This is a genomic window from Geodermatophilus obscurus (assembly GCF_900115395.1).
Lineage (GTDB): Bacteria > Actinomycetota > Actinomycetes > Mycobacteriales > Geodermatophilaceae > Geodermatophilus > Geodermatophilus obscurus_B.
Window position 1 is genome coordinate 1 of the sequence record NZ_FOWE01000011.1, and the last position, 26258, is coordinate 26258.

Here is a 26258-nt window from a genome sequence, read left to right on the forward strand (position 1 = left end):
CCTTTCCACCACCACCCATGCGGGAAGCAGTGAACATCCGGTATTAGCCCCAATTTCTTGGAGTTATCCCAGAGCCGGGGGCAGGTTGCCCACGTGTTACTCACCCGTTCGCCACTCATCACCACCCGAAGATGGATCAGCGTTCGACTTGCATGTGTTAAGCACGCCGCCAGCGTTCGTCCTGAGCCAGGATCAAACTCTCCGTAGATGCTTGAAACCAGCCGAGAACCGAGACCTGACAGATCTCGATCAATCAACCAAAGGAATCCCACCCAGACATCAAGCCCGGGACGGGGATACTACTTGGCACTGACTTTCGGCACGCTGTTGAGTTCTCAAGGAGCGGACGCACACCAACTCGACCCTCACGGGCATCCTCGGCGGCTGCTTGTCCAACTCTACGCCCGCAAGCGGGTGGCTCCTACCGGGGCCTCCCCGCTCCGCCCTCCCGGGCCGTGCGGCGCGCAGAGATGAAGTTACGTGGCTGTCGGGAGCGTGTCAAACCGCTGCGCCCGTGACGACGGACACCGTTCCGGAACCGGCGTGTCACCTGGTGTTCACACGCCGCCGGCGTCGGCGTCAGTGGTCGGCGGACGCCCGCCGGACCCCCGCCACGGACCGCTTGCCGCGGCGCAGGACCATCCAGCCGCCGGGCAGCCAGGCCTCCTCCCCCGGGACGGCGTCGGCGTCGGTGACCCGCTCGTTGTTGAGGTAGGCGCCGCCCTCCTTCACCGTCCGGCGGGCCTCCGAGAGGCTCGAGACCAGGCCGGCGCGGACGAACAGCGAGGCGACCGTCGGGACGTCCCCGTCGACGGTCACGCTGCCCGCCTCCCGCAGCGCGGCACCGAGCGTCTCCTCCCCCAGCGCGGCCAGGTCGTCCCGGCCGAAGAGCGCGCGCCCGGCCGCCTCGGCCTGGCGCACCTCCTCGGGGCCGTGCACCAGCGTCGTCAGCTCCTCGGCCAGCGCCCGCTGCGCCGCGCGGGAGGCCGGGCGCTCGGTGCTCTCGGCGATGACGGCCTCGACCTCCTCGGCGGGCCGCTCGGAGAACAGCGGCAGCCACGTGAGGGCGTCGGCGTCGTCGGCGTTGAGCCAGAACTGGAAGAAGGCGTAGGGCGAGGTGAGCGCCGGGTCCAGCCAGACGCTGCCGCCCTCGCTCTTGCCGAACTTCTGCCCGTCGGACTTGGTGACCAGCACGGTGGACAGGGCGTGCACGGTCGCGCCCTCGACGCGGCGGACCAGGTCGATGCCCGCGGTCAGGTTCCCCCACTGGTCGGAGCCGCCGGTCTGCAGCGTGACGCCGTATCGGCCGAAGAGCTGCAGGAAGTCGTGCGCCTGCAGGATCTGGTAGCTGAACTCGGTGTAGCTGATGCCGGCCTCGGAGTTGAGCCGGGCAGCGACCGCCTCCTTGGCCAGCATCCGGCCCACCCGGAAGTGCTTGCCGAGGTCGCGCAGCAGGTCGATGGCCGACAGCGGCTCGGTCCAGGTCAGGTTGTCGACGTAGACGGGCGCGGGCAGGCCGTCGCGCTCGGCGGGGCGGTCGAGGAAGGGCGCCAGTTGCCGCCGGATGGCGTCCACCCAGCCGGCCACCGTCGACCGGTCGTTGAGCTGCCGCTCGGCAGTGGGGCGCGGGTCGCCGATGAGCCCGGTGGCGCCGCCGACGAGCACGACGGGATGGTGGCCGGCGCGCTGCAGCGCCCGCAGGACCATCACCTGCACCAAGTGGCCGACGTGCAGGCTCGGCGCCGTGGGGTCGAAGCCGCAGTAGTAGGTGACCGGTCCGGCGGCGAGGTGCGCGCGCAGCGCCTCCTCGTCGGTGGTCTGGGCGATGAGCCCGCGGCGCTTCAGCTCGGGGAGGACGTCGGTCACGGGGTCCCAGTCTGCCCGGCGGGGCGACGGCGCGGCTTCCCACCCGGGCGGAAGGCGCTCACCGACACCGCACCCGTCTCCCAGAACCGCCAGGGCAGCTCCGTGGCACGGGTGATCCCGACCCGCGGTCCGGCCGAGACGGCCGCCGGCGGCCCACCGACGTGCAGCCGCACGGACGACGCCGGGTCGAGGACGTCGGCGCCGCCGTCGTCGGGGCCTATGGCGAGGGCCTGGGTGAGCCGGGCCGGTCCGCGGGCGAGGTCCCGGGCGACGCGGGCCGACGGCCGGCGGACGGCGGCGAGGTCCTCCCCCGCCACCACCTCGCCGGCCCGCAGCAGCACCGCCGAGCCCCGCCCCTCCGGCCCGACGACGACGTTGGCGCACCAGTGCACGCCGTAGCTGAAGTACACGTAGAGCCGCCCGGGTGGGCCGAACATGATCGCCGCCCGCGGGGTGGGGCCGCGGTGGGCGTGCGAGGCCGGGTCCTCCCCCTCCCCCGAGTACGCCTCCACCTCGGTGAGGCGGACGGCGACGGTGCCCTCGGGTTGGTCGGTGACCACCCAGCAGCCGAGCAGCGCGGGCGCGACGGCGTCGACCGGCCCGAGCAGCTCGTCGGCGGTGACCAGGCGGCCCGGGGTGCTCAGAGCGCGGCCGCCACGGGCGAGCCGGCCGACCAGCGGCCGTGCGCGGCGGTGACGTCCTTGAGCGCGGCGAGCTGGCCGGCGACCCGCTCGGGCGCCGTCCCCCCACGGGTGCTGCGAGCCTCGAGGGCGCCGCGGACCGACAGCACCGAGCGCACCTCGGGGGTGAGCCGCTCGTCGATGCCGGCGAGCTGGTCGTCGTCGAGCTCGTCGAGTTCGAGGCCGGCCCCTTCGCAGAAGGACACCATGCTGCCTGCGATCTCGTGCGCCGAGCGGAACGGGACCCCGGTGCGCACCAGCCACTCGGCGACGTCGGTGGCCAGCGCGAAGCCCTGCGGCGCCGCGGCCTCCAGCACCTCGGGGCGCAGGGTGAGCGTGGCGACCATGCCGGTGACCGCGGGCAGCAGGAGCAGCAGCTGCTCGAGGGAGTCGAAGACCGGCTCCTTGTCCTCCTGCAGGTCGCGGTCGTAGGCCAGCGGCAGGCCCTTGAGCACGGTGAGCAGGCCGGTGAGGTTGCCGACGAACCGGCCGGACTTGCCGCGGGCGAGCTCGGCGATGTCGGGGTTCTTCTTCTGCGGCATGATCGAGGACCCGGTGGCCCAGGCGTCGTCGAGGCGGGCCCAGCCGAACTCGGTCGACGTCCAGAGCACGACCTCCTCCCCCAGCCGGGACAGGTGCACCCCGATGAGGGCGGCGGCGAAGCAGAACTCCGCGGCGAAGTCGCGGTCGCTGACGGCGTCGATGGAGTTGTCGGCCGCGCGGTCGAAGCCGAGCTCGGCGGCGACGGCGTCGGGGTCCAGCGGCAGCGAGGACCCGGCGAGCGCGCCGGAGCCCAGCGGGCTGACGGCGGCGCGGCGGTCCCAGTCCTGCAGCCGGTCGACGTCCCGGGCGAAGGCGTGCGCGTGGGCCAGCAGCTGGTGGGCGACGAGCACCGGCTGGGCGTGCTGCAGGTGCGTCATGCCGGGTGCGGGCACGTCGAGGTACCGCTCGGCCAGCCCCAGCAACGCGAACTCGAGCGAGGAGAGCTCGCCGACCAGCGCGCGGACGTTGTGCCGCAGGTACAGGCGCAGGTCGGTGGCGACCTGGTCGTTGCGCGACCGGCCGGCCCGCAGCTTGCCGCCGAGCGCGCCCAGCTTCTCGGTGAGCCCGCGCTCGAGCGCCTCGTGCACGTCCTCGTCGGACTCGACCGGCGCGAAGGTGCCCGCGGCGACCTCGGCCGACAGCTCGGTGAGCGCGCGGAGCACCTGCTCGAGCTCGTCGTCGGCGAGCAGGCCGGCGCGGTGCAGCACCCGGGCGTGGGCGCGGGAGCCGGCGAGGTCGTAGGGGGCGAGCCGCCAGTCGACGTCGGTGGACTTCGACAGCGCCGCCATCGCCGGGGAGGGCCCGCCGCCGAAGCGGCCGCCCCAGAGCCGGGTCTGCGAGGCGGGGGCGGTCGGGTCGGTCACGGGGTGCTTCCTCCGGGAGGGGTGTCGTCGGACAGGTCGCTGTGCAGCTCGGGGTAGACGGCGGGCGTCCGGGCGGCCAGCGCGCGCAGCCGCTCGGCCAGCGCGGGTCCGCCGTCGGGGTCGCGGGAGACGACCAGCAGGGTGTCGTCGCCTGCGATGGTGCCCAGCACGTCGGGCAGGCCGACCTTGTCCAGCGCCGAGGCGAGGAACTGGGCGGCGCCGGGCGGGGTGCGCAGGACGGCGAGGTTGGCACTGCCGTCGGCGCTGGTGAGCAGGTCGGCCAGCAGCCGGGTGAGGCGGGCGGGTGCGGCCTGGGCCGGGCGCAGCGGGGCGTTCTCGGGAGGGAGCACGTAGGACGCCGGGGCGCCGTCGGTGCCGCGCAGCTTGACCGCGCCGAGCTCCTCGAGGTCGCGCGAGAGCGTGGCCTGGGTGACCTCGACGCCGCCGGCGGCGAGCAGCGCCGCGAGCTGGGTCTGGGACGTGACCGGGTGCGCGGTGATCAGCTCGGCGATGCGCGCCTGTCGCGCCGAGCGGGTCAGCGCGGAGGTCACGCCGATCGCTCCAGGAGCCAGGTCAGCAGCGCCTTCTGGGCGTGCAGCCGGTTCTCCGCCTCGTCCCAGACGACGCTCTGCGGGCCGTCGATCACCTCGGCGGCGATCTCCTTGCCGCGGTAGGCCGGCAGGCAGTGCAGCACGACCGCGTCGGCGGCGGCCCGGGCCAGCGCGGCCTCGTCGAGGGCGTAGGGCAGGAACGGCGCGACGCGTGCGTCGTACTCGTCCTCCTGGCCCATCGAGACCCAGGTGTCGGTGGCGAGCACGTCGGCGCCGTCGGCGGCGGCCGCCGGGTCGGGCGTCCACTGCACCGAGCCACCGGTCTCCGCGGCGATCTCCGCCGCTCGCTTGAGCACCTCGGGCGCCGGCTCGAAGCCCTCCGGCGAGCCGATCCGCACGTGCATGCCGGCGGTGGCGCAGCCGAGCAGGTAGGAGTGCGCCATGTTGTTCGCGCCGTCGCCGAGGTAGGTCAGCGACCGGCCGGCGAGCGACCCCTTGTGCTCGGCCACCGTCTGCAGGTCGGCCAGGACCTGGCAGGGGTGGAAGTCGTCGGTGAGCGCGTTGACCACCGGTACCCGGTTGGTCGCGGCCATGGTCTCCAGCCGGTCCTGGCCGAAGGTGCGCCAGACGATCGCCGCGACCTGCCGGTCGAGCACCCGGGTGGTGTCCTCCACCGGCTCGCCGCGGCCGAGCTGGCTGGCGCCGGCGTCGATGACCAGCGGGTACCCGCCGAGCTCGGCGACACCGACGGAGAACGACACCCGGGTGCGCGTGGAGGGCTTGTCGAACAGGACCGCCACCGCCCGCGGCACGCCGTTCGGCGCCCGCAGCGGCGTGGGCGCGGCGTCGGTGTGCCGGGTCGCCTTGAGCTCGGCGGCCAGCGCGAGGACCTCGGCCTGCTCGGCGGGTGAGAGGTCGTCGTCGCGGAGGAGGTGGCGGGTCACTGCTGCACCGCCGCGTCGAGGGCGGCGGGGAGGGCCGCGACGAGGGCGTCGACCTGGGCGTCGGTCACGACGAGGGACGGCGCCAACCGCAACACGTCGGGCGCGACGGCGTTGGTGAGGAACCCGGCCCCGCGCAGCGCGGTCTCCAGCGCCGCGGCGACCGGCGCGGTGAGGACGACGCCGAGCAGCGCGCCCCTCCCCCGCACCCCGGAGACGGCGGCGTGCCCGAGGCCCTCGATCCCGGCGGTGAACCGGTGCTCGAGCTCCTTGGCCCATTCGAGCAGGCCCTCGTCGCGGATCGTGTCGAGGACGGCGAGCGCGGCGGCGGCGGCGACCGGGTTGCCGCCGAACGTCGACCCGTGCGAGCCGGCGGTCATCAGCTCGGCGGCGTCGCCGAAGGCCAGCGTGGCGCCCAGCGGCAGCCCGCCGCCGACCGCCTTGGCCAGCGTGATCACGTCGGGCTGCAGGCCGTCGGCCTGGGAGGCGAACCAGTGGCCGGTCCGGCCGGTGCCGGTCTGCACCTCGTCGACGGCGAACAGCGCGCCGGCGCCGGCGGCCTCCCGCGCCGCGGCGGCGAGGTAGCCCGGCGGGGCGGGCAGCACGCCGCCCTCCCCGAGCACCGGCTCGAGCAGCACCATCGCCGTCCGCTCCGACACGACGCCGGCCAGCGCGCCGGGGTCCCCGTAGGGCACGTGCCGCACGCCGCCGGGCAGCGGGGCGAAGGCCGCGGCCTTGCCCGGCTGGCCGGTGAGCGCCAGGGCGCCCATCGTCCGGCCGTGGAACGAGCCCTCGGCGGTGACCACCTCGGTCCGCCCGGTCAGCCGGCTGATCTTGAAGGCGGCCTCGTTGGCCTCGGCACCGGAGTTGCAGAAGAACACCCGCCCGGGACGGCCGACGAGCTCCAGCAGCCGCTCGGCCAGCAGCACACCGGGCTCGTGCATCGCCAGGTTGGAGACGTGGCCCAGCGTCTGCGCCTGCCGGGTGATCGCCTCGACCACCTTCGGGTGCGCGTGGCCGAGGATCGTCGTCGCGATGCCGCCGAGCAGGTCGGTGTACTCGCGGCCGTCGACGTCCCAGACGGTGGCCCCCTCCCCGCGGGCCAGTGCGACCGGCGGCGTGCGGTAGTTGCCCATCATCACGGCCGACCAGCGGGCGGCCAGCTCCTCGGTGCGGGTCATGCCGGCTCCTCCCTGGTGAGGGTGTGGGCGGGGACGACCATCGTCCCGGTGCCCTCGGTGGTGAACATCTCCAGCAGCAGGGCGTGCGGCGTGCGGCCGTCGACGACGGTCGCCCGCTTCACCCCGCCCTCGACCGCCCGCAGGCAGGCGGCCATCTTCGGGACCATCCCGGCGTCGAGCGTGGGCAGGATCTCGGCGAGCTCGGCGGCGTCGATCTGCTGCACCAGCGAGTCGCGGTCGGGCCAGTCGGCGTACAGGCCCTCGACGTCGGTGAGCACGACGAGCTTGACCGCGCGCAGCGCCACGGCGAGCGCCGCGGCGGCGGTGTCGGCGTTGACGTTGTGCACCACGCCGTCGCGGTCGGGCGCCACGGTGGCCACGACCGGGATCTTGCCGCGCTCGAGCAGGGCGGTGACCGGCGTCGGGTCGACGGCGACGACGTCACCGACCAGGCCGACGTCGACCGGCCGGCCGCCGACGACCGCCGCCGTCCGCTCGGCGGTGAACAGGCCGCCGTCCTCCCCGGACAGGCCGACCGCCAGCGGGCCGTGCTGGTTGACCAGCCCGACCACCTCCGGGGTGACCTGGCCGGTGAGCACCATCCGGACGACGTCGATCGTCTCCTCGGTGGTCACCCGCAGGCCGCCGCGGAACTCGCTCTCGATGCCGAGCCGGCCGAGCATCCCGGTGATCTGCGGGCCTCCGCCGTGGACGACGACGGGCAGGATGCCGCAGGTCCGCAGGAACACCATGTCGTCGGCGAACGCGCGGCGGCACCCCTCGTCGACCATCGCGTGACCGCCGTACTTGATCACCACGACGTTGCCGTGGAACTCCTTGAGCCACGGCAGCGCACCGGTGAGGACGGCGACCTTGGCGGCGTCGCCCTCGGGGTCGTGGGTGCGCATGACGCGGGTGGTGCCGACCCGCCGGCGCGGCGGCGGGGGCTCCCCGGCGACGCGGACGTCGGGCGGCGTGGGGTCCTGGGCCTCGGGTGCGCTCACGTCGAGTACGCCGAGTTCTCGTGCACGTAGGCGATGGACAGGTCGTTGGTCCAGATCGTGGCCTGCTCGCTGCCCGCGCGGAGGTCGACGTCGATGGTGACCGCCCGCCCGGTGAGGTCGACGCCCTCCCGGGGGTCGCCGATGGCGCCGCCGCGGCAGACGGTGACCCCGTTGATGGTGACGTCGACCCGGTCGGACTCGAAGGCGGCGTCGGTGGTGCCGATCGCGGCCAGCACCCGCCCCCAGTTGGGGTCGTTGCCGAACAGCGCCGTCTTGAGCAGGTTGTTGCGCGCGCACGCCCGGCCGGCGGTGAGTGCGTCCTGCACGGTGGCGGCGTTGCGGACGGTGATCGCGATGTCCTTGGTGGAGCCCTCGGCGTCGGCCAGCAGCTGCATCGCGAGGTCGGTGGCCGCGGCGGTGAGCGCCTCGGCGACCTCGCCGGCCGACGGGGTGACGCCGCTCGCGCCGTTCGCCATGACGACGACGGTGTCGTTGGTGGACAGGCAGCCGTCGGAGTCGACCCGCTCGAGGCTGACGCCGGTGGCGGTCTCCAGCGCCTCCTGCAGCACCGCCGGCTCGACCTGCGCGTCGGTGGTGAGGACGACGAGCATCGTGGCGAGGCTCGGCGCGAGCATGCCGGCGCCCTTGGCCATTCCGCCGACCGACCAGCCGTCGCGCTCGACGACCGTCGTCTTCGGCACCGAGTCGGTGGTCATGATCGCCCGGGCGGCGTCGGGGCCGCCGTCGGCCGACAGCGCCTTCGCGGCGTCGGTGACGCCGGGCAGCAGCTTGTCCATGGGCAGCCGGACGCCGATCAGCCCGGTGGAGGCCACCGCGACGTCGATGGCGCCCAGCCCCAGGGCCGCCGCGGTGTGCTCGGCGGTGGCGTGGGTGTCGCCGAAGCCCGCGGTGCCGGTGCAGGCGTTGGCGCCGCCGGAGTTGAGGACGACCGCCCGCAGCCGCCCGTCCAGCAGCACCTGGCGGCTCCACAGCACCGGCGCGGCCGGGAAGCGGTTGGTGGTGAAGACGGCGGCCGCGGCGTCCTGCGGGCCGTCGTTGACGACCAGCGCGACGTCGGCCGCGCCGGAGCTCTTGAGCCCGGCGGCCACCCCGGCCGCCCGGAAGCCCTGCGGGGCGGTGACGCTCACGGCGCGACCCCCACGAGCGGGAGACCGGTGGTCTCGGGCAGGCCGAGGGCGAGGTTGGCGCACTGGACGGCCGCGCCGCCGGTGCCCTTGGTGAGGTTGTCGACCGCGGCGACGACCACGAGCCGGCCGGCGTCGGGGTCGACGGCGACCTGCAGCGCGACGGTGTTGGCGCCGAGCACCTGTGCCGTGGTGGGCCACTGGCCCTCGGGCAGCAGGTGCACGAACGGCTCGTCGGCGTAGGCCTTCTCGTACACGGCCCGGACGGCGGCCTCGTCGGTGCCCGCCGACAGCGGCGCCGAGCAGGTGGCGAGGATGCCCCGGCTCATCGGCACCAGCGTCGGGGTGAAGCTCACGGTGACCGGCGACCCGGCCGCCCGGGAGAGGTTCTGCACCATCTCGGGCGTGTGCCGGTGCACCCCACCCACGCCGTAGGCGCTGACCGAGCCCATGACCTCGCTGCCGAGCAGGTGCGGCTTGGCGGCCTTGCCCGCACCGGAGGTGCCGCTGGCGGCGACCACGACGACGTCGGGGCCGACCAGCCCGGCGGCCAGCGCGGGAGCCAGGGCGAGGGTGACCGACGTCGGGTAGCAGCCGGGGACGGCGATCCGCCGCGCGCCGGCCAGCCGCTCCCGCTGGCCGGGCAGCTCGGGCAGGCCGTAGGGCCAGCTGCCGGCGTGCTCCGAGCCGTACCAGCGCGTCCACGCCGCAGGGTCCTCGAGCCGGTGGTCGGCGCCGCAGTCGACGACCAGGGTGTCCGGGGACAGCTGCGCGGCGACGGCGGCCGACTCCCCGTGCGGGAGCGCGAGGACGACGACGTCGTAACCGGCCAGGTCCTCGGGCGCGCTGGGCTGCACCTCGAGGTCGGCGTAGGGCAGCAGGTGGGGCTGCAGCTCACCCAGGCGTCGGCCGGCGCTCGAGTTGGCGTGCACCCCGGCCAGCCGGAGGTACGGGTGCCCGGCCAGCAGCCGGCACACCTCACCCCCCGCGTACCCGGTGGCGCCGGTGACCCCGACCGTCCACGTCTGTCCTGTGCTCACGATGCATGACCATACAGGGTCGTGCATGACCTTCCACGGCAGGGGTCTGCGAGGTGGCTAGGCGCAGTTGTGCTCCGTCCCCAGGTGGATGCAGTGCACGGCTGCTGTAGGGACAGCTGCGGGACTCCTCCAGCCCACCCCGATGAGCATCCCGCCGGAACCAGCAAGTCACTTCCTCGGCGCGTCAACCACATGGGCTCGGCAGTGCACGCGACTATGCGGCTCAAACCAGTAGTGGGGTATGGGGGACAACGATGCTCAAGAGCCATGTCCGAACGATCGTCACGACGACTCTCTGCCTCGCACCCTTGCTCGCTGCCTGTAGCAGCGGTACGGATGTGGCCTCACCAACATCATCCACCCCCACCACAAGCACAGCCTCCGCTAGCACGGCGCCCACGAGCACAACTGCGTCGTCTTCGCCGTCCAGCTCGGCGAGCACGCCGCCACCATTGACACCCTCCGGGGGTGTACTCGAGCCCGAGAGTTCCGGAGCGGAACTTGGACTCGGGGACTTTTTCCAGCCGAATGAGCAGCACTGGCAGGAGAACAGGTTCGACATCGCCGATCAGCCGGACGTACAGGGCATGGCTGCGGTGTCCCAGGGCTGCGGCGGCTCGTACTACTCACGAACACTCGAACTCCGACTCAGCAACAGCTTCGAACGTTTGACGTTCAAGGTCGGACAGGCAAACGACTCCGAGTCGTCGGATCAGGAGCTTACGGTGGAGGTGCTCGCCAACAACGAGCAAGTAGAGATTCGGCAGGTGCCCTTCAATCAGATACAGGAATTTGAGATCCCCGTCAGCTCGGTCAATGCACTGAAGATCCAGACCTATCTGAATCCCGACAACCCGGACTGCCAAGGGTCGGTCATCGGCGTCGTACACGACGTTTCTGTGTCATAGGTTTCGACTCGCATGGCCGACAGTCGGGATGAGACGCCAGCCTCGCAGCGCGCGGATCCAGTTGAGCCATCCCCACCTCCACAGCCACCTTGGATTGAACGCCCAGGAGTGAAGACCTTCTTGGGGATCGGCGGTTTTCTCGCCGCTGTCGCAAGTGTCGTCATTCCCCTCTTGTTGCAGTCCGAAGACTCAGCCAGCCCTACCGACACTTCCTTCAACAGTTCAGCCCCTACATCGTCCGCCACCCCTGGGGCCACCGGGACACCAGAGGCCACAGGTTCCGCGATTGCCAGCGCTAGCGTTGACGTGGGAGATTGCCTGTCACCCACAAATGCGCTCCTACCCTGCGATGGGCCTCATACGGCAGAGGTGATCGGTCCCGAGTCCGACTGCGACACTGGCACGCTCGTACGTTACCTCGGAGGAGTCCCGGAGGTCGACGTACTTGCACCCGAAGCTGGAATTGCGATCGAACGGGTCGACGACTCCCCCGTCTGCACAGCTCGCATAGGTGCCGGGTTCGTCCTCACCTCGCACGCACGGGACGCGTGGGTTGGGGGCCGAGGCGACGAGTGGCGCTGGTGTATCGACGATCGGTCCGCACAGAACGTCCATTGCACTCAACCACATACTGCGGAGGTGATCAGCGAACCGCCCCTGCAAGGGGAAAGCCTGGACTGCCGCCGTCGCGCCAACGAGTACACAGCGACGGACCTGTCGCGCTACGCCTTTGACATCACGGTCGCGCCGCGCGGACCTGAAGGTGCACAACAGTGCGTCATCGAAGTACGAACCAACAGTGTGCTAACTGCTTCGCTGCGAGGATTGCGCTCCAGCGCACTTCCAATCGAGTCCGCATGACATGTTCCCGTGAGCTTCCGCAACATCGAGCGAAGGCGCAACCATGTCGTAGTCCTCAAGCCATCTGTGGATCAGCGGGGATGAGGACTAGCACCTATCAGCCTAGCGGGTCGCCGTCGCCGTACGGGACGAGCCGCAGCCTGCGGGCGTCGCCGGCCGGCGTCGTGGCACGGAGCGTGTCGAGGTCGTCGGCGCCGGCGCGGAAGAACCGGCCCGACCACGCGTCGAGCTCCCCGGCGGCGATCGCGACGACGAGGTCGACGACGTCCGCAGGCCGGGTCCACTCGGTGCGGCCGGCGTGCATCGGCATCGCCCGGGTCATCGCGGTGTCGACCACGCCCGGCGCCAGGTCGAAGGCCCGCACGCCGTGCGCGGCACCGGCCAGGTCGATCGACTCGGTGATCCGCATCTGCGCGGTCTTGCCCGCCGAGTAGGCGCTGTAGAGCGGGTTGCCCCGGGTGCCCATCCCGCTGGCCAGCCCGACCACCCGTCCGCCGCCGGCGGAGACCATCCCCGGCACGACGGCCCGGGCGAGCAGGAACGGCCCGCGCACCTGGCTCTCGACCACCGACCACCACTGGTCGGGGTCGGCGTCCCACAGCGGCACCTCGGCGGCGTCGACCAGGCCGGCGTTGTTGACCAGCAGCCCGACCGGCCCGAGCTCGCCGGTCACCTCGGCGACGGCGGCCCCGACGGCGGCGGCGTCGGTGACGTCGACGGGCACGGCCAGCGTGCGCGAGCCCGTGGCCGCGGCGACCTCGGCCATCGCCGCCCGCAGCCGGTCACCGCCGCGCGCGAGCCCGGCGACGGCGGCGCCCCGGGCGGCCAGCCCCTCGGCGAGGTGCCGGCCGATGCCCGCGGACGCGCCGGTGACGAGGGCGACCAGCCCGCCGAGGTCCGGCATCAGTCGCCGCTGCGCAGCGTGATGCCCCGCATCCCGACGACGGCGACGATGCCCTCGCGCACCCGGGCGACGTCGTCGGCGGTCAGGGTGCGGTCGGGCGCCCGCAGCACCAGCGAGTACGCCAGCGACCGCGACCCGGCCGGCACCGGCGGGCCCGAGTAGACGTCGAAGAGCCGCACCGACTCGAACAGCTCCCCCGCTCCCCCGCGCACCAGCGACTCCACGTGCGCCGCGGTGACCTCGTCGGGCACGACGAAGGCGAGGTCGAGGAACACCGGCGGGAACGCCGAGATCCGCGGTCCGACGGGCACCGGCGCCGGCGGCAGCGCGTCGACGTCGAGCTCCATGACCGAGGTGCGCGCCGGCAGGTCCAGCGCGGCACACACCCGCGGGTGCAGCTCGCCGGCGTGGCCGACGACCCGCTCGTCCCCGCCCTCGCCCACGACGAGCTCGGCGCACCGGCCGGGGTGCCAGGGCGCGCGCTCGCCGGGGCGGACGAACAGCCGCACGCCGGCGGCCTCGGCGACCAGCCGGGCGGCCTGCACGGCGTCGGCCCAGCCGGCGGGCCGGCCCGGGCCCCACCAGCCGCGCGGCTCGCGGGCGCCGGACAGCGCGACGGCGACGTGCCACGGCTGCGCGGGCACCGCACCGAGCAGCGCGGCGAGGGTGTCGTCGTCGGGCCGGGAGTCGACGCCGGGCACGGGCGCGGGGGTGCGCACGCCGCCGGGGAAGACCGCGCCGTGCTCGAAGAGGGCGACGTCGCGCCGGCCGCGGGCGAGGTTGCGGGCCAGCGTGGCCAGCAGGCCCGGCAGCAGCGTGGTGCGCAGCGCCGGCTCCTCCTCCGACAGCGGGTTGCGCACCAGGACGATCTGCCGGCGCTCGTCGTCGTCGGCCAGGCCGAGCGCGTCGAGGGCCGGCGTGCCGACGAAGGGGTAGGCCGGTGCCTCGACGTAGCCGGCCTCGGCCAGCGTCCGGCCGATCGTGCGGCGGCGGCGCTGGGTGTCGGTGAGCCCGCGGCCGGGCGGCGCGGTGGGCAGCACGGACGGGACGTCGTCGTACCCGGCCAGCCGGACGACCTCCTCCACGAGGTCGGCGGGGTCGGTGAGGTCCGGCCGCCAGGACGGCGGGGTGACCGTCAGCGAGCCGCCGTCGGCCTCGACCGCACAGCCGACGGCGCCGAGCAGCTCCACGACCTGCGCCGGCGGGTACGGCACGCCCGAGACCCGCCCGGGCCGGTCGACGTCCAGCGCGATCGCCGGGCTCGGGACGCGGGTGTCGACGTCGACCGGGCCGCCGACGACGCGGGCGCCGCCGTACTCGGCCAGCAGCTCCGCGGCGCGCGCCAGCGCGACGACGGTCATCTCCGGGTCGACGCCGCGCTCGAAGCGCTTGGCGGCCTCGCTGGGCAGGCGGTGCCGGCGGGCGGTGCGGGCCACGCCGGTGGGCTCCCAGTGCGCGGCCTCCAGGAGCACGGCGGTGGTGCCGTCGCCGATCTCGGTGGAGCCTCCGCCCATGACCGCGGCCAGGCCGATCGGGCCCGTGTCGTCGGTGATGAGCAGGTCGTCGGAGGACAGCTGCCGGTCGGCGCCGTCGAGGGTGGTCAGCCGCTCGCCCTCCCGGGCCCGGCGGACGACGATCGGGCCGGTCACCGCGTCGCGGTCGAAGGCGTGCATCGGCTGCCCGAGCTCGAGCATCACGTAGTTGGTGACGTCGACGGCCAGGGAGATGGTGCGGATGCCGGACTGGGCCAGCCGGCGGCGCATCCACCAGGGGCTGGGCGCGGTGGGGTCGAGGCCCTCCATCGCGACCATGGAGAAGCGGTCGCAGCGGTCGGCGTCGGCCACGGTGACCTGCCAGGCGGGCTGGCCGGACCAGCCGGGGTCCTCCGCCGCGCCGGGGTCGCGCCAGGCGGTAGCCAGGCCGGTGCCCATCTCCCGCGCGATGCCGCGCATCGACAGGCAGTAGCCGCGGTCGGGGGTGACGGCGAGCTCGACGACGACGTCGTCGAGGCCCGCGACCGGGCGCGCGTCGGCGCCGGGCTCGAACCCGTCCCCGAGCACCAGGATGCCGGCGTGGTCCTCGCCGATGCCGAGCTCCCGGACCGAGCAGATCATCCCGTCGGAGACGTGCCCGTAGGTGGTCCGGGCGGCGATCTCGAACCCGCCGGGCAGCACGGCACCGGGCAGCGCGACGACGACGGTGTCGCCGGCCGCGAAGTTCGTCGCCCCGCACACGATGCCCCGCGGCTCGGCCTCGCCGACGTCGACCCGGCACCAGCGGATCGGCTTCTTGAAGCCGGTGAGCTCCTCGATCTCCAGCACGCGGCCGACCACCAGGGGGCCGGTGACCTCGGCCGGGCGGTGCACCTCCTCGACCTCGAGGCCGAGCCGGACGAACGCGGCGTCGAGGTCCTCGACCGACGTCCCGGCCGGGACGTCGACGTACTCGGCCAGCCAGCCGACGGGGACCCGCATCAGAGCTCCACTCCGAACGCCGTGGTGAACCGGACGTCGCCCTCGACGATGTCGTGCATGTCGCCGACGCCCGAGCGGAACTGCAGCGCCCGCTCGATGCCGACGCCGAAGGCGAAGCCGCTGTACTCCTCGGGGTCGACGCCGCAGGCGACCAGCACCCGCGGGTTGACCATCCCGCAGCCGCCCCACTCGACCCAGCGGGGGCCGTCGCGGTGCTCGGGGAACCACACGTCGAACTCCGCCGACGGCTCGGTGAACGGGAAGTACGACGGGCGCCAGCGGGTGCGCGCCTCGGGGCCGAACAGCGAGCGGGCCAGGGAGTCGAGCGTGCCGCGCAGGTGGGCCATGCTCAGGCCGCGGTCGACGGCCAGGCCCTCGACCTGGTGGAACACCGGGGTGTGCGTCGCGTCGAGCTCGTCGGTGCGGTAGACCCGCCCGGGCGCGACGACGTACACCGGCGGCGTCCGCGACAGCAGCGTGCGGGCCTGCACCGGGCTGGTGTGCGTGCGCAGCACCAGGCCGGAGTCCTCCGGCGCGACGAAGAGGGTGTCCATCATCGACCGCGCCGGGTGGTCGGGCCGGATGTTGAGGGCGTCGAAGTTGAACCACTCGGCCTCGAGCTCGGGGCCGTCGGCGACCTCGTAGCCCATCCCGACGAAGACGTCGGCGATCCGCTCGGTGAGCGTGGTGATCGGGTGGCGGGCGCCGCGCGGCGTGCGGTCCCAGGGCAGGGTGACGTCGACCCGCTCCTCGGCCAGCACCCGCGCGTCGCGCTCGGCGGCCAGCTCCGCGCGGCGGGCGTCGAAGGCCTCGGTGACGGCGACCCGGGCGGCGTTGACCCGCTTGCCGGCGTCGGCGCGGGCGGCCGGCGGCAGCGCGCCGAGCTCCCGGCGGGCCAGCGGCACGGGCGCGCGGTCGCCGAGGTGGGCCGGGCGGACGGCGGCCAGCGCGTCGAGGTCGGCCGCCGCCGCGACGGCCTCCCGGGCCGCGGCGACGGCGGCGTCGAGGGCCTCGGCGGAGAGGGCCGCGACCTGCTTGGGGTCGTAGGGGTCGTTGGCGCCGGACACGGGAGGCCATTCTGCCCGGCACCCCGCCCGCTCCGCCCCCGGGTTCTCGCCTCCCCCCTCGGGGTGGCCCGAGACCCGGCTCCGCTGTGCTCCGGCGCGCCGCTGCCGACAACCGTCCCGTGACTCACCACGAGGAGGCACCCGTGCTGCCGGGAGCCGCACCCGTCCCCGACCCGGTGCTGGACGACGCCATCCGCGGCGTGCACAGCGTGTTCCAGCCGATCGTGGAGCTCGACACCGGCCGCGTGGTCGCCTACGAGGCACTCGCGCGCGGCCCCGTCGGCCCGCTCGAACGGCCCGACGCGCTGTTCGCCGCCGCCCGCGCCGCCGGCCGCCTCGCCGAGCTCGACGAGGCCTGCCGCGCCGCGGCGTTCCGGGGTGCCGTCGACGCGGCGCTCGTCGCGCCGCTGACGCTCTTCGTCAACGTGGAGCCCGAGGTCCTCGACACCGCCCCGCTGGCCGACCTGCTGGCCATCGCCGAGCGCGCGCCCGGCCACGTCCGCGTCGTCATGGAGATCACCGAGCGCGCGATCGCCGCCCGCCCGGCCGAGCTGCTGCGCACGGTGGACCGGGTCCGCGAGCTCGGCTGGTCCGTGGCCGTCGACGACGTCGGCGCCGAGTCCATGTCGCTGGCGTTCCTGCCGCTGCTGCGCCCCGACGTCGTCAAGCTCGACCTCCGCCTCGTGCAGGACCGCCCGGGTCCGGAGGTCGCCGAGATCATGAACGCCGTCAACTCCTACGCCGAGCGCAGCGGTGCGGTGGTGCTGGCCGAGGGCATCGAGGACGAGGGTCACCTGCGCGCCGCGCGCGGGCTGGGCGCCACCCTCGGCCAGGGCTGGCTGTTCGGCCGCCCCGGGCCCGGCGCCGCCCCCGGCCTGTCGGTGGGTGAGCTGGCGCTGCGCGGCGCCGGCCTGCCCACCGGCGACCTCGGCGCGGTGTCGCCGTTCGCCTGCCTGCCCGACGGCACGCCGCTGCGCACCGCCCCCAAGGCGCTGCTCATCGAGCTCTCCAAGCAGCTCGAGCGGGAGGCGATGCGCCTGGGCGAGACCTGCGTGGTCGCCGCGACCTTCCAGGAGGCACGGCACTTCACCGTCTCCACCACCCAGCGCTACCGCGACCTCGTCGAGCGGACCGGCTTCGTGTGCGCGCTCGGCGAGGACCTACCGGTCGAGCCGCTGCCCGGGCTGCGCGGCGCCCACCTCGACCCGGCCGACCCGGTCCGCGGCGAGTGGGACGTCGCCGTCCTCTCCCCGCACTTCAGCGCCGCCCTCCTCGCCCGCGACCTGGGCGACACCGGCCCCGAGCTGGAGCGCGGCTTCGAGTACGCGCTGACCTACGACCGCGACACGGTGACGCGCGCGGCGTCGTCGCTGCTGTCCCGGGTGGCCCCCCGCGTCGCGGGGACGGCCGAGGTCGCGGGCGACCGGCCGGCGGCTCCCCCGGCCGCGCCGGCCGGCCGCCCCGCCGGCGGCCTGGCCGTGGGGACGACGTCGGCCGAGGTGCTGCTGCGCCGGGCGCTGGAGGCCACGCCCAGCGGCGTGACCGTCGTCGACATGCGGCTGCCCGACCAGCCGATCGTCTACGCCAACGAGGCGTTCCGGCAGCTCGCCGGGCTGTCGTCGGAGGACATCCTCGGCCGCAACTGCCGCCTGCTGCAGAGCCCCGACACCGACCCCGGCGCCGTGGCCCGGATCCGGGCGGCGGTCGCGGCCGGCACCTCCTGCCGCGAGACGGTGCTCAACCTGCGCGGTCCCGAGCGCACCCCCTGGTGGAACGAGCTGCACCTGGCGCCCGTGCACGACGCCGACGGCACCGTCGTCCAGTACATCGGCGTGCAGGTCGACGTCACGGCCCGGGTGGAGGCCGAGCGGGCGCTGGTGCGCGAGCGCGACCGCACGCACGCCGCGCTGGCCCGCATCCAGGAGCTGGCCTTCACCGACCCGCTCACCGGCCTGCTCAACCGGCGGCGCCTGGAGGAGCAGGTGGAGGCCGCGATCTGGGAGGCCCGCGCCCGCGGTGACGCCCTGGGGCTGCTGTTCGTCGACCTCGACGGGTTCAAGGCGGTCAACGACGCGCTGGGCCACGCGGCCGGCGACGAGCTGCTGCAGGTGCTGGCCGGGCGGCTGCGCGACCGGGTCCGCCGTCGTGACCTGGTGGCCCGGCTGGGCGGGGACGAGTTCCTCGTGGCGCTGCCCGACCTGCGGCCGGAGACCGCGATGGCCGAGGCCGGCCGGATCGCCGACGAGCTGGCCGCCTCGATCCGCCGTCCGGTGCCCCTGCTGGGCACCGAGGTCTCGGTGGGCGCCAGCATCGGGGTGAGCGTCTCCCCGGAGGACGGCGTGGTCTTCGCCGAGCTGCTGCACCGGGCCGACCTGCGCATGTACGACCGCAAGGCCGCCGCCCGCGGGGCGGCCTCCCGGGCGGCGACGGCACACGCCGCGGCCGCCGCGGTGCCGCCGTCCGCCGCACCGGTGCTGCGCTGACCCCCGCCGCGGGGCGGGCTCAGCCCCGTCCCGCGGCCGCGCGCGCGGCCCGCTCCACCTGCTCCCGGTAGGCGGCGCGGGCCGCGTCGCCGTCACGGGTCAGGTTGTCGTCGTCGCGGCGCAGGCCGGCCGTGCCGTCGAGGCCCTCGCGGAGCACGTCGGCGTGGCCGGTGTGCCCCGGCCTCCCTGCAGGGTCCCGCCGCGAGCCTGCGAGGGGCGGGGGGCAGGGAGGTCCTTCGACCGGCCACCACGGCACCTCACCGACGGCGTCGAGCGGCAGCGCGGCGAGGGTGGCGTCGGCGTGTGCGGTGGCGCGGGCGTGGAGCGCCAGGACGTCGGCGCGCGACTCGTCGGCCCGCACCCACAGGTCGTCGTCGTCGTCACCGGCGCCGGGGTCGTCCCAGACCATCGGCTCGGGGAACGGCCGGCCTATCACGTTGCCGAGGTAGCCGGCCTCCCCGCAGGCGAGGTGCTTCACCAGCCCGAGCAGGTTGGTCCCGGTCGGACTCAGCGGCCGCCGCACGTCGTACTCCGACAGGCCCTCGAGCTTCCACAGGAACGTCTCGCGCGTGGTGGTCAGGTAGCGCTGCAGCACGGCCCGCGCGGCGTCGTCGTCCATGCCGGGCACCCTGCCACCGCCCGCCGACGGGACCCGCCGGCCGCCGGGGCTGAACCCCGGACGGCCCGCACCCGTATCTCCCCGTGATCGAGTCGCCACACCAGGAGAGGGACACCATGCGCACGAGCATGCGAACCGCGAGCGTGATGCTGCTGTCGGCCGGTGCGCTGGCCCTGGGGGCCGGGGTCGCCGCCGCCGAGGAGCCGGGCGCGGGTGCCGCGGCCGGGGCGAGCGCGGGCCAGGGCTTCGAGCCCGGTCCCGACTACGCGAACTTCGAGCCGGGCCCCGACTACGAGAACTTCGAGCCCGGCGCCGCCCCGGGCACCGCCGACCTCGTCGACGACAACGCCGCCCGCCTGCTCGGCTCGGTCGTCCGCGGCCTCTTCGGCTGAGCGCAGCGATCCGGCCCCGGTGCCCTCCTCGCCCACGGGGCGGGGGCCCAGGGCCCTCTCACGACTGGGCGAGCTGCGTGGCGTAGAGGCAGATCGCCGCGGCGGCGGCGAGGTTGAGGCTCTCGGCCCGGCCGCGCATCGGGATGCGCACCCGCGCGTCGGCGGCGCCGGCCAGCTCCGGCGGCACGCCGCGGGCCTCGTTGCCGAACAACCACAGCACCGGCCCGGCCAGCAGCCCCGACGTCCCGGCGTCGTCGAGCGCGGTCTCCCCGCCGCCGTCGGCGGCCAGCACCGTGACCCCGCGGGCGCGCAGGCCGGCGATGAGTGGGCCCAGGGGCGCACCGCGGACGACGTCGAGGTGGAACAGGCTCCCGGCGCTGGCGCGCACCGCCTTGCCGCCGTAGGGGTCGGCCGAGCCGGCCCCGAAGACGACGGCCCCGGCACCGCAGGCGTCGGCCGTGCGCAGCACGGTGCCGGCGTTGCCCGGGTCGGCGAGGCCGGCCAGGCCCACGGCGAGCGAGGGTGGGGAGCCGGCCAGCCGCTCGGCGGGGACGTCACGCAGCGCGCAGACGGCGAGCAGGCCCTGCGGCGTCACCGTCTCCGACAGTGCCCCGGCGGCCTTCTCGGTGACCAGCCGGACGGGGACGGCGGTGCCGGCGAGCAGGTCTCGGTGCGCGGCCGCGGCGGTCTCGGTGGCGAACACCTCGCGGACGGCGGAGGGGTCGGCCTCGGCCAGGGTCAGCGCCTCGGCCACGGCCTGGCGGCCCTCGGCGAGGAAGGCCCCGGCGTCGTCGCGGCCGGCGCGGCGCGTCAGCTTCCGCGCGGCGGCCACCCGCCCGGAGCGCTCGGTCAGCAGCTCAGCCACGTCGTCGTCCCCTCTGTGTCCCGTCGAGATCGCGCGATCTCGACGCGTCCGGCGTCCCTGGGCGCCGAGATCGCGCGATCTCGGCGGAGGAACCCGCCCGCACATGCCGACGCCGCCGGCGCCGGCCACTGCGGACCGGACACCGACGGCGTCAGAGCGTGCTGGATCGACCCTCCTGCAGGGGGGTCCTTCGTCAGGCGGCCTGCTCGCCGCCGGCCGGAGCGGCCGCGACGGCGGCGCGGGCGGTCTCCACCAGCGCGGCGAAGGCGGCCGGCTCGTTCACCGCGAGCTCGGCGAGCACGCGGCGGTCGAGCTCGATGCCGGCCAGCTTCAGGCCCTGCATGAAGCGGTTGTACGTCATGTCGTTCTGACGCGCGGCGGCGTTGATGCGGGTGATCCACAGCTTGCGGAAGTCACCCTTGCGCGCCTTGCGGTCGCGGTAGTTGTAGGTGGCCGAGTGGAGGATCTGCTCCTTGGCCTTGCGGTACAGGCGCGAACGCTGACCGCGGTAGCCGCTGGCGGCCTCGAGGGTCGTCCGGCGCTTCTTCTGGGCGTTGACCGCCCGCTTCACGCGTGCCACGTGATGACTCCTTGCTGGTTACGGGAGGCGGGGGCTCAGATGCCCAGCAGCTTCTTGGCGGTCTTGGTGTCGGCGGGGCTGAGGACCTGGTCCTTCTCCAGCCGGCGCTTGCGCCGCGAGGACTTGTGCTCGAACTTGTGCTGGTTGTTGGCCTGCTCGCGCATGATCTTGCCGGTGCCCGTCACGCGCACCCGCTTGGCGGTGCCCTTGTGGGTCTTCTGCTTCGGCATGTCCTCGTCGTCCTGTCCTGTGTGTCGGCGCCGCGCGGCAGCGCGGGGCTGCCGCGACGGCGCCGGCCGTCTCGGTGGTGCGGTCCTGCGGTGCGGCCGTTCAGACCGTCGGGGCCTGCCCTTCGGCTGCCCGGTCGACCTTGGCCTGGCGGCGGGCGCCGTCGGTGGCGGCCTGGTTCCGGTGCGGGGCGATCACCATGACCATGTTGCGGCCGTCCTGCTTCGGGTTGGACTCGACGACGCCCAGTTCGGAGACGTCGGCGGCCAGCCGCTGCAGCAGGCGGTAGCCCATCTCGGGTCGCGACTGCTCACGACCGCGGAACATCACGGTGATCTTGACCTTGTCGCCGCCCTTGAGGAAGCGCTCGACGTGGCCCTTCTTGGTCTCGTAGTCGTGCGGGTCGATCTTGAGGCGCAGCCGCATCTCCTTGATGACGGTGAGCGCCTGGTTCCGCCGGGCCTCGCGGGCCTTCTGGGCGGACTCGTACTTGAACTTCCCGTAGTCCATCAGCTTGACGACCGGCGGACGGGCCATGGGCGCGACCTCGACGAGGTCCAGCTCGGAGTCCTGCGCCAGTCGCAGCGCCTCGCCGATCGGCACGATGCCGACCTGCTCGCCCTCGGGCCCGACCAGGCGGACCTCGGGGACGCGGATACGGTCGTTGATACGGGGCTCGGTGATGGCCTCTCCTCTGCTTCTTCACGGTGAGGAGCCGCGCCCACCCGGCACCGGAGACGACGCGGGCCCCGTGAGCGGTGTGCTCACAGGGCCCGTCTCGCCGGTGCGGCACGGGACCCGTCGCCGGGGCCGTGCACGTCGCGGGCGGACCTGCCGGGGCGGGCCGGTCCTCCGCGAACCGGGACCTGGGCGCCTCGACGGCGCCAGGTGGGAGCGGGCTCCTCTTGGTCAGCGACCCGGGGCGGGGCCGCTGGAGTGGTTCACGCGCCTCGTGTAGCGGGGAGGCACGCTCATGCTACAGCGTCCCGCGGGTCCTGGTCATTCCCCCCGGTGACGTGCGGGAACGGCCCTCCCGGAGAGGCCCGCCGCGAGCAGGTGAGGTGCTGGAACGGCCCCGGTGCAGGGCCCCGCCGCGAGCCTGCGAGCGGTGGGGGGCACCGGGGTCCTCCGTCAGTCGTCGTAGAGGAGCGGGCCGCGCACGGGCTCGGGGTGGGCGGCCCGCCAGGACGCGAGCAGGGCACGCAGCCCCTCCACGGCGGTCGCCGCGCGCTCGCCGTCGGCGGCCCGGACCGCGAGCAGCACGACCTCGTCGCCGTAGGTCATCTCCAGCGAGGCACAGGAGGCGGCGCGGTCGAAGCGCACCGCGCGGACCAGCTCCCACGGCAGCTCGCGCCGCACCAGCACGTTGCGCACCCGGACCCCGTCGGCGTCGGCGTCGACCCGGGAGGCGCTCAGCGCCATGATCCCGGCGCCGACGAACAGCCCCAGCCCGGCCACCGCGACCTGGTCGGCGAGGCCGAAGGTGACCACCCCGGTCGACGACGACGTCAGCAGCGCCGCGACGACGGCCATCGCCACGACGACGACCGCGGCGGCCGCTCCGCAGATCAGCCGCAGGCGGCGCGGGACGGCGGTCACGCTGGCGGGGACGGCGGGCGTCGTCGGCACGTCCCCATGCTCCCAGGCCGGGCACGCGGAGCGGCTGGCAGAGTGCCCGGCGTGGAGGTCACCGGACACGCGCAGCAGGCGGCCTGGCGCGGGCGCACGGTGCCCGCCGTCGAGCGGGTGCGGCCGGGACTGTGGTCGGTGCCGGTGCCCATGGGCGGGCCGCTGCGCTGGGTGAACGCCCACGTCCTCGAGCTCGACGGCGGCGGGCTGGCCCTGGTCGACACCGGCTGGGACGCCGACGACAGCTGGGCCGCGCTGTGTGCCGGACTGGCCGGCCTGGGCGGGGACGTGGCCGACGTGCGCGGCGTGCTGGTCACCCACATGCACCTCGACCACGTCGGGCTGGCCGCCCGGGTCCGGGAGGCCTCCGGCGCGTGGATCGCCATGCACCCGGCCGACGCTGCGGCGCTGACGGCGATGACCGGGCGCTCCCCGGAGACCTCGACCGAGCACGAGGTCGCCTTCCTCGTCGGCCTCGGCGCCCCGGAGGCCGACGCGCGCGACGACGCCGGCACGCCCGAGCAGCGGGCGCAGTGGCGGCGGCTGGCCCGGCCCGACCGGCTGCTGGAGGACGGCGACCGCGCCGACCTGCCCGGCTGGTCGCTGCGCGCGGTGCACACCCCCGGTCACACGCCGGGGCACCTGTGCTTCGCCGAGGAGGACACCGGCCTGTTCTTCGCCGGCGACCACGTGCTGCCCCGGATCAGCCCCAACATCTCCACCCACCCCGGCGGCGACGCCGACCCGCTGCGCGACTACCTGGCCTCGCTCGAGGAGGTCGCCGCGCTGCCGGCCACGGAGGTGCTGCCGGGGCACGAGTGGCGCTTCCGCGGGCTGGCCGCGCGCACGCGGGAGCTGCGCGAGCACCACGAGCGCCGGCTGGCCGAGCTGCTCGCCGCCGTCCGCGCGCACCCGGGCAGCACCCCGTGGGACCTGGCCGCGCACCTCACGTGGTCGCGGCCGTGGTCGCAGTACGCGCGGCGGATGCGGATCTTCGCCGTCACCGAGACCGACGCCCACCTGCGGCTGCTGGCCAGCCGCGGCCTGGTGGTGGGCGACGGCGGGGCGGTCCCCGCCTGGACGGCGGCACCGGTCCGCTGACCGGCGCGACGACGACTGCCGCGGACGCTGCGCGGGGCTAGCCTGACCGGGAGTCGCCCCGATCGAGCCCACGGTCCAGGAGCGGCCGTCCTCCCCCGAGGTGCACCGTGCGCCCAGACGCCTCCCGGCACCTCCCCCTCGCCGACGAGCTGTCCGTCGTCTTCGCCCGCATGTCCGGCCTGCTGCTGTCCGAGGAGACCGTCGCGAGCTCCCTCGACCTGGTCGGGGCGCTGGCCCTGGAGACCGTCCCGCGGGCGGCCGGGGCGGGGGTGTCGATCATCGACGAGCACGGCCGCCGCTCAGCCGGGTCCACCGACCGGCGGGTGCAGGAGGCCGACGCCCTCCAGTACGAGCTGGGGGAGGGACCGTGCCTGGCCGCGACCGCCGGCCGCCAGGTCGTGCGGGTGCCCGACCTGGCCACCGAGCAGCGCTGGCCCAGCTGGGCGGCCGCGGCCGCCCGGCTGGGCCTGGCCGCGGCCATCAGCGCCCCGCTCTCGGCCGGGGAGCGCACGCTCGGCGCGCTCAAGGTCTACGCCACCACCGCCGGCGAGCTCGACGGGCACACCGAGCACGTGGTCAGCATGTTCGCCGCCCAGGCGGCGGTCCTGGTGGCCAACGTGCAGTCCCTCGAACGGGCCCGCCGGACCAGCGACGAGCTGCGCCAGGCCCTGGCCGGCCGGGACCTCATCAGCACCGCCAAGGGGGTGCTGATGGCCCGGCACGGCATCGGCGAGGAGGCCGCCCTCGGGATGCTGCTGGCCCGCTGCGGCGACGGGGGCGGCACGATGCGGCAGGTCGCGCGGGCCGTGGTCGACTCCGCCGTCCGACGTCGCCGCTGATGGAGCACCCCGGCCCGGCCCCGGCTGCCGAGCAGCGGGCGGCGCTGCGGGGGGCGCTGGCGATGGCCGGGCTCACCGTCGAGCAGCTCTGGATGCGCTACTTCTCGCTCGGCGGCGACGCGGACCTGCTCGCCGTCGAGGCCCACCTGGACGGTCTGCTGCCCCTGCCCGCCGTCGACGGCGACCTGCTGGCGCTGGCGGTCAACGAGCGCCTCGACGAGCTCGTCACCGCCCGGCGGGTTCCCTACACCCGCCCGCAGTACCGCCACCGGCCGACCACCGGCCCGCTCGCGGCGATGCTGCAGCTGCTGGACTCCGCGCGCCGCAGCTCGCCGGACCGTCTCGCCACGCTGGCCGCCGAGGCGGGCCGGACGCTGGGCGTGGACGTCGCCGTCCACGTCGTCGACGACGAGCAGCGGCGGCTGCGCCGGCTGCCGCGCGACGGCGAGGACGCCGGTGGGCCGATCGCCGTCGACGGGACGCTGCCCGGACGGGTGTTCCAGTCGGCCTGCACGCTGCCGTCCGAGGGACGGGGCGGGCCGCGGCTGTGGGTGCCGCTGCTCGACGGCGCCGACCGCGTGGGCGTGCTGGAGGTGGGGGTGGACACCGCGCTCGAGCTCGAGGACCCCGGGCTGCGGGCGCAGTGCCACTGGCTGGCCTCGCTCGTCGGGCACCTGGTCGCCTCGATGGGTCCCTACGGTGACGCCCTCGAGCGGTCCCGGCGCACGGCGCGGCGGACGGCGTCGGCCGAGCTCGTCTGGCAGCAGCTCCCACCGCTGACGGCGGCCTCGGAGTCGTTCGTCCTGGCCGGGCTGCTGGAGCCGGCCCAGGACGTCGGCGGGGACGCCTTCGACTACTCCCTGTCCCGGGACACGGTGTCGATGGCGGTGCTCGACGCGATGGGGCACGGGCTGCCGGCCGGGCTCATGGTCTCCGGCGCGCTGGCCGCCTACCGCAGCGTCCGCCGTGACGGCCGGGGCATCTACGAGCAGGCGCTCGGCGTCGACGCGGTCGTGTCGGGCACGTTCCCGGGCAGCGCGTTCGTCACCGGCGTCCTCGCCGAGCTCGACACCGCCTCCGGGCGGCTGCGCTACGTCAACGCCGGGCACCCCGCTCCCCTGCTGCTGCGCGGCGGCCGGGTGGTCAAGGAGCTCGGTGCAGGGCGGCGGGTCCCCTTCGGCCTGGAGACGTCCGGCTTCAGCGTGGGCGAGGAGGTGCTCGAGCCCGGCGACTGGCTCGCCCTCTACACCGACGGCGTCACCGAGGCCCGCGACGCCGCCGGGGCCTGGTTCGGCGAGGCGCGGCTGGTGGAGTTCCTCACCCGCGCCGTCGCGGCCGGGCACCCGCCCCCGGAGACGGCCCGCCGGCTGATGCGGGCTCTGCTGGAGCACCAGGGCGGCCTCCTGCAGGACGACGCCAGCGTGCTGCTCGCCTGCTGGGACGCCGACGGGTCCTGACCGGCCGGGTCCCGACACGTCCCCGCACCGCCGACGG

General features: G+C 74.9%; 25 protein-coding genes and 1 rRNA gene. 6 read left to right on the top strand and 20 right to left on the bottom strand.

Translation table 11 applies throughout. The features are described 5' to 3' along the window. The 11 genes from BM165_RS20040 to BM165_RS20090 form a co-directional block, all read right to left on the bottom strand. Nucleotides 1-208: ribosomal RNA gene (locus tag BM165_RS20040) — 16S ribosomal RNA — on the bottom strand; the annotation flags it as partial. 371 nt (nt 209-579) lie between these two features. Continuing rightward, complete coding sequence (gene tyrS, locus BM165_RS20045) at nt 580-1866, bottom strand: tyrosine--tRNA ligase (RefSeq protein ID WP_075015324.1); 1287 nt, start codon at nt 1864-1866, stop codon at nt 580-582. Further along, on the bottom strand, nt 1863-2543 hold the full coding sequence (locus BM165_RS20050) for a DNA-3-methyladenine glycosylase (RefSeq protein ID WP_244274379.1): 681 nt from the start codon (nt 2541-2543) through the stop codon (nt 1863-1865). The genes tyrS and BM165_RS20050 overlap by 4 nt, the downstream gene beginning before the upstream one ends. Then, nucleotides 2507-3952, bottom strand: coding sequence for an argininosuccinate lyase (gene argH, locus BM165_RS20055; protein WP_075015325.1), 1446 nt, complete (start codon nt 3950-3952; stop codon nt 2507-2509). Before argH ends, BM165_RS20050 begins: the two co-directional genes overlap by 37 nt. Further along, entirely contained in the window at nt 3949-4503 is a 555-nt protein-coding gene (locus tag BM165_RS20060) for an arginine repressor (protein WP_075015326.1), read from the bottom strand. Before BM165_RS20060 ends, argH begins: the two co-directional genes overlap by 4 nt. Then, nucleotides 4500-5447 (bottom strand): ornithine carbamoyltransferase, encoded by a 948-nt coding sequence (argF, locus tag BM165_RS20065; RefSeq protein ID WP_075015327.1) that lies wholly within the window; start codon nt 5445-5447, stop codon nt 4500-4502. The genes BM165_RS20060 and argF overlap by 4 nt, the downstream gene beginning before the upstream one ends. After that, on the bottom strand, nt 5444-6625 hold the full coding sequence (locus BM165_RS20070) for an acetylornithine transaminase (protein WP_075015328.1): 1182 nt from the start codon (nt 6623-6625) through the stop codon (nt 5444-5446). The genes argF and BM165_RS20070 overlap by 4 nt, the downstream gene beginning before the upstream one ends. After that, entirely contained in the window at nt 6622-7629 is a 1008-nt protein-coding gene (argB, locus tag BM165_RS20075) for an acetylglutamate kinase (protein WP_208976820.1), read from the bottom strand. Before argB ends, BM165_RS20070 begins: the two co-directional genes overlap by 4 nt. Further along, on the bottom strand, nt 7626-8777 hold the full coding sequence (gene argJ, locus BM165_RS20080) for a bifunctional glutamate N-acetyltransferase/amino-acid acetyltransferase ArgJ (protein WP_075015329.1): 1152 nt from the start codon (nt 8775-8777) through the stop codon (nt 7626-7628). Before argJ ends, argB begins: the two co-directional genes overlap by 4 nt. Next, the gene (argC, locus tag BM165_RS20085; protein ID WP_244274355.1) at nt 8774-9814 is read right to left on the bottom strand and encodes an N-acetyl-gamma-glutamyl-phosphate reductase; all 1041 of its coding nucleotides are present in this window, start codon (nt 9812-9814) and stop codon (nt 8774-8776) included. Before argC ends, argJ begins: the two co-directional genes overlap by 4 nt. A gap of 223 nt (nt 9815-10037) precedes the next feature. Next, on the bottom strand, nt 10038-10256 hold the full coding sequence (locus tag BM165_RS20090) for a hypothetical protein (protein ID WP_075015331.1): 219 nt from the start codon (nt 10254-10256) through the stop codon (nt 10038-10040). A gap of 10 nt (nt 10257-10266) precedes the next feature. Between BM165_RS20090 and BM165_RS20095 the strand changes: the two genes are divergently transcribed. Continuing rightward, nucleotides 10267-10722 (top strand): hypothetical protein, encoded by a 456-nt coding sequence (locus BM165_RS20095; protein WP_075015332.1) that lies wholly within the window; start codon nt 10267-10269, stop codon nt 10720-10722. Between the two features lie 958 nt (nt 10723-11680). Here BM165_RS20095 and BM165_RS20100 read toward each other — a convergent pair. The 3 genes from BM165_RS20100 to pheS are packed head-to-tail and all read right to left on the bottom strand — an operon-like array spanning nt 11681 to nt 16028. Beyond that, nucleotides 11681-12487, bottom strand: coding sequence for an SDR family NAD(P)-dependent oxidoreductase (locus BM165_RS20100; protein ID WP_075015333.1), 807 nt, complete (start codon nt 12485-12487; stop codon nt 11681-11683). Continuing rightward, entirely contained in the window at nt 12487-14961 is a 2475-nt protein-coding gene (gene pheT, locus BM165_RS20105) for a phenylalanine--tRNA ligase subunit beta (protein WP_075015334.1), read from the bottom strand. Before pheT ends, BM165_RS20100 begins: the two co-directional genes overlap by 1 nt. Next, complete coding sequence (gene pheS / locus BM165_RS20110) at nt 14961-16028, bottom strand: phenylalanine--tRNA ligase subunit alpha (RefSeq protein ID WP_075015335.1); 1068 nt, start codon at nt 16026-16028, stop codon at nt 14961-14963. Before pheS ends, pheT begins: the two co-directional genes overlap by 1 nt. Before the next feature lie 143 nt (nt 16029-16171). Between pheS and BM165_RS20115 the strand changes: the two genes are divergently transcribed. Next, a complete protein-coding gene (locus BM165_RS20115) occupies nt 16172-18511 on the top strand; it encodes a diguanylate cyclase domain-containing protein (protein WP_244274356.1) in 2340 nt (779 codons plus the stop codon). Between the two features lie 19 nt (nt 18512-18530). Here the strand turns inward: BM165_RS20115 and BM165_RS20120 are convergent, their stop codons facing one another. Beyond that, nucleotides 18531-19130, bottom strand: a complete 600-nt coding sequence (locus tag BM165_RS20120; protein WP_075015499.1) for a DinB family protein — start codon at nt 19128-19130, stop codon at nt 18531-18533. Between the two features lie 128 nt (nt 19131-19258). Here BM165_RS20120 and BM165_RS20125 point away from each other — a divergent pair, with 128 nt between their 5' ends. Then, nucleotides 19259-19522 (top strand): hypothetical protein, encoded by a 264-nt coding sequence (locus tag BM165_RS20125; protein WP_143108251.1) that lies wholly within the window; start codon nt 19259-19261, stop codon nt 19520-19522. A gap of 58 nt (nt 19523-19580) precedes the next feature. Here BM165_RS20125 and BM165_RS20130 read toward each other — a convergent pair whose 3' ends face one another. From BM165_RS20130 to BM165_RS20150, 5 genes are all read right to left on the bottom strand, one after another. Then, nucleotides 19581-20387 (bottom strand): TrmH family RNA methyltransferase, encoded by an 807-nt coding sequence (locus BM165_RS20130; protein ID WP_244274357.1) that lies wholly within the window; start codon nt 20385-20387, stop codon nt 19581-19583. A 193-nt stretch (nt 20388-20580) separates the two neighbouring features. Further along, the gene (gene rplT, locus BM165_RS20135) at nt 20581-20967 is read right to left on the bottom strand and encodes a 50S ribosomal protein L20 (protein WP_075015337.1); all 387 of its coding nucleotides are present in this window, start codon (nt 20965-20967) and stop codon (nt 20581-20583) included. A 35-nt stretch (nt 20968-21002) separates the two neighbouring features. Further along, the gene (rpmI, locus tag BM165_RS20140) at nt 21003-21197 is read right to left on the bottom strand and encodes a 50S ribosomal protein L35 (RefSeq protein ID WP_075015338.1); all 195 of its coding nucleotides are present in this window, start codon (nt 21195-21197) and stop codon (nt 21003-21005) included. Between the two features lie 100 nt (nt 21198-21297). Beyond that, nucleotides 21298-21879 (bottom strand): translation initiation factor IF-3, encoded by a 582-nt coding sequence (gene infC, locus BM165_RS20145; protein ID WP_075015339.1) that lies wholly within the window; start codon nt 21877-21879, stop codon nt 21298-21300. Nucleotides 21880-22326: 447 nt separating this feature from the next. Further along, nucleotides 22327-22824 carry a PH domain-containing protein gene (locus BM165_RS20150; protein WP_075015340.1) on the bottom strand — a complete coding sequence of 166 codons (498 nt, stop codon included), beginning with the start codon at nt 22822-22824 and terminating at the stop codon, nt 22327-22329. A gap of 51 nt (nt 22825-22875) precedes the next feature. On the opposite strand from BM165_RS20150, the gene BM165_RS20155 reads away from it, so the two are divergent. The 3 genes from BM165_RS20155 (at nt 22876) to BM165_RS20165 (ending at nt 26221) form a co-directional block, all read left to right on the top strand. Continuing rightward, on the top strand, nt 22876-23925 hold the full coding sequence (locus BM165_RS20155; protein ID WP_208976821.1) for an MBL fold metallo-hydrolase: 1050 nt from the start codon (nt 22876-22878) through the stop codon (nt 23923-23925). A 107-nt stretch (nt 23926-24032) separates the two neighbouring features. Then, nucleotides 24033-24764, top strand: a complete 732-nt coding sequence (locus tag BM165_RS20160) for a GAF and ANTAR domain-containing protein (RefSeq protein WP_083427549.1) — start codon at nt 24033-24035, stop codon at nt 24762-24764. Next, a complete protein-coding gene (locus BM165_RS20165) occupies nt 24764-26221 on the top strand; it encodes a PP2C family protein-serine/threonine phosphatase (protein ID WP_083427550.1) in 1458 nt (485 codons plus the stop codon). The genes BM165_RS20160 and BM165_RS20165 overlap by 1 nt, the downstream gene beginning before the upstream one ends. The last annotated feature ends 37 nt before the right edge of the window (nt 26222-26258 follow it).